Annotated in this window: 3 protein-coding genes and 2 rRNA genes; 1 reads left to right on the top strand and 4 read right to left on the bottom strand. The window is 58.9% G+C overall.

Annotated features, from left to right (window positions below; genetic code table 11):
• Positions 1 to 2: 2 nt before the first annotated feature.
• Positions 3 to 572, bottom strand: a complete 570-nt coding sequence (gene ssb, locus NRG74_RS15095; protein WP_231357456.1) for a single-stranded DNA-binding protein — start codon at positions 570 to 572, stop codon at positions 3 to 5.
• Positions 573 to 597: 25 nt separating this feature from the next.
• On the bottom strand, positions 598 to 1,986 hold the full coding sequence (locus tag NRG74_RS15100; RefSeq protein ID WP_173148522.1) for an MFS transporter: 1,389 nt from the start codon (positions 1,984 to 1,986) through the stop codon (positions 598 to 600).
• Between the two features lie 269 nt (positions 1,987 to 2,255).
• Here NRG74_RS15100 and uvrA point away from each other — a divergent pair, with 269 nt between their 5' ends.
• Positions 2,256 to 5,090, top strand: a complete 2,835-nt coding sequence (gene uvrA, locus NRG74_RS15105) for an excinuclease ABC subunit UvrA (protein WP_026083795.1) — start codon at positions 2,256 to 2,258, stop codon at positions 5,088 to 5,090.
• Between the two features lie 496 nt (positions 5,091 to 5,586).
• On the opposite strand, the gene rrf is transcribed toward uvrA, so the two are convergent.
• Positions 5,587 to 5,702, bottom strand: a 5S ribosomal RNA gene (gene rrf / locus NRG74_RS15110).
• 159 nt (positions 5,703 to 5,861) lie between these two features.
• Positions 5,862 to 8,754: ribosomal RNA gene (locus tag NRG74_RS15115) — 23S ribosomal RNA — on the bottom strand.
• Positions 8,755 to 8,780 lie beyond the last annotated feature (26 nt).

The following is an 8,780-nucleotide window of genomic DNA, read 5'->3' on the forward strand; positions in this document are numbered from 1 at the left end:
GTTTAGAACGGGATGTCGTCGTCGAAGCTGTCGTAGTCCTGCTGAGCCGGTTGCTGCTGCGGACGAGACTGCGGCTGCTGCTGGGGCCGGCTGTTGCCGCTGCCGCCATTACCACCGTTGCCACCGTTGTCATACTGCGGGGCCGACTGCTGCGGACGGGGAGCACGCTGTTGCTGGGGCGCCGGCGCGCTCTGGTTGTATTCATCGTTGCCACCGGCATTGCCACCGCGGCCACCCAGCAACTGCATGTTGCCATTGATATCGACCACGATTTCGGTGGTGTAGCGATCCTGACCGTCCTGCCCCTGCCACTTGCGCGTACGCAGAGTGCCCTCGACATAGACCTGGGAGCCCTTGCGGATGTACTCGCCGGCGATCTCGGCGAGGCGACCGAAGAACACCACCCGGTGCCACTCGGTACGATCCTGCTGCTGGCCGGTCTGCTTGTCCTTCCAGCTCTCGCTGGTGGCCAGGGTGACATTGGTCACCGCATTGCCATTGGGCATGTAACGGGTTTCGGGATCGGCGCCGGCGTTGCCGACGAGGATGACTTTATTGACGCCACGGGCCATATGAATCTCCTGATAGGGCTGTCGATCAAGCGGCGACTGGCGTTTGGCTAACCAGTCGCTCCAATTGCGCCCGATCGACGATTTTAGTATCGATCTTGATGTAGACGGCCTGTTCCTCCGCCACCACTACCGCATCGGTCACTCCGGCCAGGGCCAACAGGCGTCCGACCAATCCCTGGTCGTTGACTAGCGCGGGCGTAACCGGCAAACGCAGACTGGTGACATAGGGCGGTTCCCGCATCGTACCAGCTACCACCGCCCATCCCAGGCAAAGCGCCGCACAACCCAGGAAGACGGTGGAGAGGCCACCATGCTGGAACAGCCAACCACCGAGGATACCGCCCAAAGCGGAACCAAGGAACTGACTGGTGGAATAGATCCCCATGGCGGTGCCCTTGCCACCGGCCGGGGCCACCTTGCTCACCAGCGACGGTAGCGAGGCTTCCAGCAGGTTGAAGGCGGTAAAGAACACCACGATGCCGATGACCAGGGCCACCAGGCTGTTGCTGAAGAAAAAGAAGTACAGCTCGCACAGCACCAGCACACTGATGGCGCCTACCAGCACACGCTTCATGCGCCGCTTCTTTTCACCATAGATGATGAAGGGAACCATGGCGAAAAAGCCGACCACCAGCGCCGTAAGGTACACCCACCAGTGTTCTTCCTTGGGCAGGCCGGCATGGTCGGCCAGGGCCAGCGGCAGGACGACGAAACTGGCCATCAGCACCGCATGTAGCGCGAGGATGCCGAAGTCCAGCCGCAATAGATCGCGATTGCGCAAGGTCGCGCCCAGCGCCTGACGCGCCAGGTTCGACTCCCGGTGAGCGAAGGGCGAGGCCTGGTGCGGGACCAGGAACAGCACGATCAGCAAACCGACCAGCGCCAGTCCGCAGGTGGCCCAGAACAGCCCTGCAAGACCATAGGCACGGGTCAGCAGGGGGCCGGCCACCATTGCCACGGCAAAGGACACCCCGATACTCATGCCGATGGTGGCCATGGCCTTGGTACGGTGCTGCTCGCGGGTTTGGTCCGACAGCAGCGCCATGATGGCGGCCGAAATGGCGCCGCCACCCTGCACGATACGTCCGGCGATGACGCCCCAGATGGAATGGGCATTGGCAGCGATGGCGGCACCAAGGGCGAACACCAGCAGTCCACCAATGATGATGGGGCGCCGGCCGATGCGATCGGACAGCGTCCCCAGGGGAATTTGCAGGACCGCCTGGGTCAAACCATAGGCACCTATGGCCAGGCCAATCAGCGCCGGGGTGGCATCCGCCAACTCCTGACCATAGGTCGCCAGGACCGGGAGCACCATGAACATACCGAGCATACGAAAGGCGAAGACCAGAGCCAGCCCAAAGGCGGCACGGCGTTCGACGCCGTTCATGGCTTCACTGCGCTTGTCGAGCATTGATAATCCTCTCGTCGGCGACAGGCTTTTACGTCGCCACACAGCTTTAAAACAGTCGTGACAATGACCATTTAGGGAGGAAGCGGTGAAGATAGCCGAGCGCTCGTCCGAACGTTCCCGACCGCCAGGATCACGAACGCCCGATCACCGCTGTCGGGCCACTAATTTTACCAGCCTTACCCCCTCTCTCACAGGCGCGGCAGATAGCCGCAGCCTGGGAAGAGACCTCTTTTCTATTGAAGCGTCGCCAAAACGAGGCAGAAGTCTACGTGGATAAAATCCTCATCCGTGGGGCCCGCACCCATAATCTGAAGAACATCGACCTTACCCTTCCCCGGGACAAGCTCATCGTCATCACTGGGCTGTCCGGCTCCGGCAAATCCTCGCTGGCCTTCGACACCCTCTATGCCGAAGGCCAGCGCCGCTACGTGGAATCCCTGTCGGCCTATGCCCGGCAATTCCTGTCGATGATGGAAAAGCCCGATGTGGACACCATCGAAGGCCTGTCGCCGGCGATCTCCATCGAGCAGAAGTCCACCTCGCACAATCCACGCTCCACCGTGGGCACCATCACCGAGATCTACGATTATCTGCGCCTGCTCTATGCCCGCGTCGGTACGCCCCGCTGCCCGGAGCATGACGTGCCCCTGGAAGCCCAGACCGTCAGTCAGATGGTCGATCAGGTCCTGGCCATGCCGGAAGGTGAGCGACTGATGCTGCTCGCCCCCATCGTGCGCGAGCGCAAGGGCGAACATCTCTCGGTGTTCGAGGAATTGCGCGCTCAGGGCTTCGTCCGCGTCCGCGTCAATGGCCGCCTGCACGAGATGGACGAACTACCCAAGCTCGACAAGCAGAAGAAGCACACCATTGAGGTGGTGGTGGATAGATTCAAGGTGCGCGAAGACCTCCAGCAGCGCCTGGCAGAGTCCTTCGAAACGGCCCTGAAGCTGGCCGACGACATCGCCATCATCGCGCCCATGGAAGGTGAAAAGGGCGAGGAGATCGTCTTTTCCGCGCGCTTCGCCTGTCCGATCTGCGGCTTTTCCATCGGTGAGCTGGAACCCAAGCTGTTTTCCTTCAACAACCCCGCCGGGGCCTGCCCAACCTGCGACGGCCTGGGCGTGAAGCAATTCTTCGACGCCCGCCGGGTGGTCAACGAGGAGCTTAGTCTCAGTGAGGGCGCCATCCGCGGCTGGGACCGGCGCAATGTCTATTACTTCCAGATGCTCGGTTCGCTGGCGAGTCACTATGGCTTCAGCCTGGACGCCCCCTTCAAGAGTCTCGAAGACAAGCATCGCAAGGCGGTCCTCAGCGGCTCCGGCCGCGAGAGCGTCAACTTCCGCTACCTCAATGATCGCGGCGACATCGTCAAGCGTGCCCATCCGTTCGAAGGCATCCTGCCGAATCTGGAGCGGCGTTATCGCGAGACCGAATCCCAGAGCGTGCGCGAAGAGCTGGCCAAGTACCTCAGTACCCAGCATTGCCCCGACTGCAATGGCACCCGCCTGCGGCGCGAAGCTCGGCATGTCTGGGTCGGCGACAAGACCCTGCCGGCGGTCACCCGCCTGCCAGTGGGCGATGCCACCCAGTACTTCCAGGATCTAGCCCTCAAGGGCCAGCGGCAACAGATCGCCGACAAGATCCTCAAGGAAATCCGCGAGCGTCTGCAGTTCCTGGTCAACGTCGGGCTGGACTACCTGACCCTGGATCGCAGTGCCGATACCCTGTCCGGCGGTGAAGCCCAGCGTATCCGCCTGGCCAGCCAGATCGGCGCGGGCCTGGTGGGCGTGATGTACATTCTCGACGAGCCCTCCATCGGCCTGCACCAGCGCGACAACGAGCGCCTACTAGGCACCCTGACTCACCTGCGCGACCTGGGCAACACGGTCATCGTCGTCGAGCACGACGAGGACGCCATCCGCCTGGCGGACTATGTCATCGACATAGGTCCGGGCGCTGGCATCCATGGTGGTCAGATCATCGCAGAAGGAACCCCGGACCAGGTCATGCAGCACCCCGACTCGGTGACCGGTCAGTACCTGTCGGGCCGCAAGAAGATCGTGGTGCCTGCCAAGCGTACCCCGCGAGACAAGAAGAAGTTGCTGAAGCTCAAAGGCGCCCGAGGCAACAACCTGCAGAACGTCAACCTGGAGATTCCTGTTGGCCTGCTGACCTGCGTGACCGGGGTATCGGGCTCCGGCAAGTCGACGCTGATCAACAACACCCTGTTCCCCCTGACCGCCACGGCGCTCAATGGCGCAACGACCCTGGAGGTCGCGGCCCACGACAGCTTCGATGGCATGCAGCACCTGGACAAGGTGGTCGACATCGACCAGAGCCCCATCGGCCGGACCCCACGCTCCAACCCGGCGACCTACACAGGTCTTTTCACCCCGATTCGCGAATTGTTCTCCGGCGTCCCGGAGTCCCGCTCCCGCGGCTACACCCCAGGGCGCTTCTCCTTTAACGTCAAAGGCGGCCGTTGTGAGGCATGCCAGGGTGACGGCGTGATCAAGGTGGAGATGCACTTCCTGCCGGACGTCTACGTCGCCTGCGATGTCTGCAAGGGCAAGAGATACAACCGTGAGACCCTGGAGGTGAAGTACAAAGGCAAGACCATCACCGAGGTCTTGGACATGACCATCGAAGAGGCCCATGCCTTCTTCGAATCCATCCCCGCCCTGGCGCGCAAGCTGCAGACACTGATGGATGTGGGTCTGTCCTATATCCGTCTGGGGCAGAGCGCCACGACCCTGTCAGGCGGCGAGGCCCAGCGTGTGAAGCTGGCGCGGGAGTTGTCCAAGCGTGATACCGGCAAGACACTCTATATTCTTGACGAGCCCACTACCGGTCTGCACTTCGCCGATATCCAGCAGCTGTTGGACGTATTGCATCGCCTGCGGGATCACGGCAATACCGTGGTGGTGATCGAGCACAACCTGGATGTCATCAAGACCGCCGACTGGCTGGTGGACCTGGGCCCGGAAGGCGGTTCCAAAGGCGGCCAGATCATCGCAACGGGTACACCCGAGGAGGTTGCGGCCAACAAGAAGTCCTATACCGGCCACTTCCTCAAGCCCTTGCTGGAACGTGATCGGGAGTAGTCCCGAGTATCGACCAGAACGCAAAAAGCCCGGCACACGCCGGGCTTTTTGTTGCCCTCGTAACGCTGTCGTAGGTTGGGCTGAGCCTAGCGAAGCCCAACATCCGGAAGCCAACCTTGCCTCCTCAACGCCCCGTCGCAGCTCGCTTGATACCTGCAGCAGACCTGATCGTTGGGCTTCGCTGCGCTCAGCGCCAACCTACGCCGGTCCCTTGCCGCTTCAAACACGACAGCCCGGCGTAGCCGGGCTGTTATGGCTCTTAGGCTCCAAGCAGCACCTTGGCGGTCAGGTAGCCCTCAAGCGCCCAGCCGCACCGCTCCTGGTCCCCTCTCCCCCCGGGAGAGGGCTAGGGTGAGGGCAACCTCAGCCGCGTGACTGCCCGGCTTCCGCTGGCAGGGCTATCGGCACAAACGCCTTGGCGTCCGGCCAAACTTTTCCCGCCCCAAAGACAACACCCCCGCCAGAGTGATCTGAGCGGGGGTGCTGGGTGTTAGGCGCTTGACGATGACCTACTCTCACATGGGGAAACCCCACACTACCATCGGCGATGCATCGTTTCACTTCTGAGTTCGGGAAGGGATCAGGTGGTTCCAATGCTCTATGTTCGTCAAGCAATTCGGTTGGCTGGCCAGGCGATGGTGCTGCCTGACTGGCCCAATTGGGTCGGTGATCGAAGTAGACAATTCGTCTTGGGTCTTGCGAACCCACGCGCCCGTTTTCGGCGTCGTCTTCCTCACGCTCTGACCTGCGGTCAGATTGTTTGGGTGTTATATGGTCAAGCCTCACGGGCAATTAGTATCGGTTAGCTCAACGCCTCACAGCGCTTACACACCCGACCTATCAACGTCGTAGTCTTCGACGGCCCTTCAGGAAGCTCAAGGCTCCAGTGAGATCTCATCTTGAGGCAAGTTTCCCGCTTAGATGCTTTCAGCGGTTATCTCTTCCGAACATAGCTACCCGGCAATGCCACTGGCGTGACAACCGGAACACCAGAGGTTCGTCCACTCCGGTCCTCTCGTACTAGGAGCAGCCCCTCTCAAATCTCAAACGTCCACGGCAGATAGGGACCGAACTGTCTCACGACGTTCTAAACCCAGCTCGCGTACCACTTTAAATGGCGAACAGCCATACCCTTGGGACCGGCTTCAGCCCCAGGATGTGATGAGCCGACATCGAGGTGCCAAACACCGCCGTCGATATGAACTCTTGGGCGGTATCAGCCTGTTATCCCCGGAGTACCTTTTATCCGTTGAGCGATGGCCCTTCCATACAGAACCACCGGATCACTAAGACCTACTTTCGTACCTGCTCGACGTGTCTGTCTCGCAGTCAAGCGCGCTTTTGCCTTTATACTCTACGACCGATTTCCGACCGGTCTGAGCGCACCTTCGTACTCCTCCGTTACTCTTTAGGAGGAGACCGCCCCAGTCAAACTGCCCACCATACACTGTCCTCGATCCGGATGACGGACCAGAGTTAGAACCTCAAGGTTGCCAGGGTGGTATTTCAAGGATGGCTCCACGCAGACTGGCGTCCACGCTTCAAAGCCTCCCACCTATCCTACACAAGCAAGCTCAAAGTCCAGTGCAAAGCTACAGTAAAGGTTCACGGGGTCTTTCCGTCTAGCCGCGGATACACTGCATCTTCACAGCGATTTCAATTTCACTGAGTCTCGGGTGGAGACAGCGCCGCCATCGTTACGCCATTCGTGCAGGTCGGAACTTACCCGACAAGGAATTTCGCTACCTTAGGACCGTTATAGTTACGGCCGCCGTTTACCGGGGCTTCGATCAAGAGCTTCGCTTGCGCTAACCCCATCAATTAACCTTCCGGCACCGGGCAGGCGTCACACCCTATACGTCCACTTTCGTGTTTGCAGAGTGCTGTGTTTTTAATAAACAGTCGCAGCGGCCTGGTATCTTCGACCGGCATGAGCTTACGGGGTAAACCCTTCACCCTCACCGGCGCACCTTCTCCCGAAGTTACGGTGCCATTTTGCCTAGTTCCTTCACCCGAGTTCTCTCAAGCGCCTTGGTATTCTCTACCCGACCACCTGTGTCGGTTTGGGGTACGGTTCCTAGTTACCTGAAGCTTAGAGGCTTTTCCTGGAAGCATGGCATTAACCACTTCTCCTTCTAAAAGAAGGATCGTCATCAGCTCTCGGCCTTAACTGTCCGGATTTACCTAAACAGTCAGCCTACCACCTTAAACTTGGACAACCAACGCCAAGCTGGCCTAGCCTTCTCCGTCCCCCCATCGCAGTAACTAGAAGTACGGGAATATTAACCCGTTTCCCATCGACTACGCCTTTCAGCCTCGCCTTAGGGACCGACTCACCCTGCGTCGATTAACGTTGCGCAGGAACCCTTGGTCTTTCGGCGTGCGAGTTTTTCACTCGCATTGTCGTTACTCATGTCAGCATTCGCACTTCTGATACCTCCAGCAAGCTTCTCAACTCACCTTCACAGGCTTACAGAACGCTCCTCTACCGCATCACCAAAGGTGATACCCGTAGCTTCGGTGCCTGGTTTGAGCCCCGTTACATCTTCCGCGCAGGCCGACTCGACTAGTGAGCTATTACGCTTTCTTTAAAGGGTGGCTGCTTCTAAGCCAACCTCCTAGCTGTCTAAGCCTTCCCACATCGTTTACCACTTAACCAGGACTTTGGGACCTTAGCTGACGGTCTGGGTTGTTTCCCTTTTCACGACGGACGTTAGCACCCGCCGTGTGTCTCCCATGCTCGGCACTTCTGGGTATTCGGAGTTTGCATCGGTTTGGTAAGTCGGGATGACCCCCTAGCCGAAACAGTGCTCTACCCCCCAGAGTGATACATGAGGCGCTACCTAAATAGCTTTCGAGGAGAACCAGCTATCTCCGAGCTTGATTAGCCTTTCACTCCGATCCACAAGTCATCCCCTGCCTTTTCAACGGAAGTGGGTTCGGTCCTCCAGTCAGTGTTACCTAACCTTCAACCTGCTCATGGATAGATCGCCCGGTTTCGGGTCTATTCCCAGCGACTAAACGCCCTATTAAGACTCGCTTTCGCTACGCCTCCCCTATTCGGTTAAGCTCGCCACTGAAAATAAGTCGCTGACCCATTATACAAAAGGTACGCAGTCACCTAACAAAGTAGGCTCCCACTGCTTGTACGCATACGGTTTCAGGTTCTATTTCACTCCCCTCTCCGGGGTTCTTTTCGCCTTTCCCTCACGGTACTGGTTCACTATCGGTCAGTCAGGAGTATTTAGCCTTGGAGGATGGTCCCCCCATATTCAGACAGGGTTTCTCGTGCCCCGTCCTACTCGATTTCATTGATAAGAGCGTTTCGCGTACAGGGCTATCACCCACTATGGCCGCACTTTCCAGAGCGTTCCGCTACTCTCAAATCAACTTAAGGGCTGGTCCCCGTTCGCTCGCCACTACTAAGGGAATCTCGGTTGATTTCTTTTCCTCAGGGTACTTAGATGTTTCAGTTCCCCTGGTTCGCCTCTTAACCCTATGGATTCAGGTTAAGATACCTAGCTTATGCTAGGTGGGTTCCCCCATTCAGAGATCTCCGGGTCACAGGTCATTTGCCACCTCACCGAAGCTTATCGCAGGCTATCACGTCTTTCATCGCCTCTGACTGCCAAGGCATCCACCGTATGCGCTTCTTCACTTGACCATATAACCCCAAGCAATCTCGCTGGC

It is taken from the genome of Pseudomonas oryzihabitans (genome assembly GCF_024652905.1).
Taxonomy (GTDB): Bacteria; Pseudomonadota; Gammaproteobacteria; order Pseudomonadales; family Pseudomonadaceae; genus Chryseomonas; species Chryseomonas benzopyrenica.

Coding starts and splice junctions, on each gene's coding strand:
- ssb (WP_231357456.1), bottom strand. CDS start 572: ATGGCCCGTGGCGTCAATAAAGTCATCCTCGTCGGCAACGCCGGCGCC.
- NRG74_RS15100 (WP_173148522.1), bottom strand. CDS start 1,986: ATGCTCGACAAGCGCAGTGAAGCCATGAACGGCGTCGAACGCCGTGCC.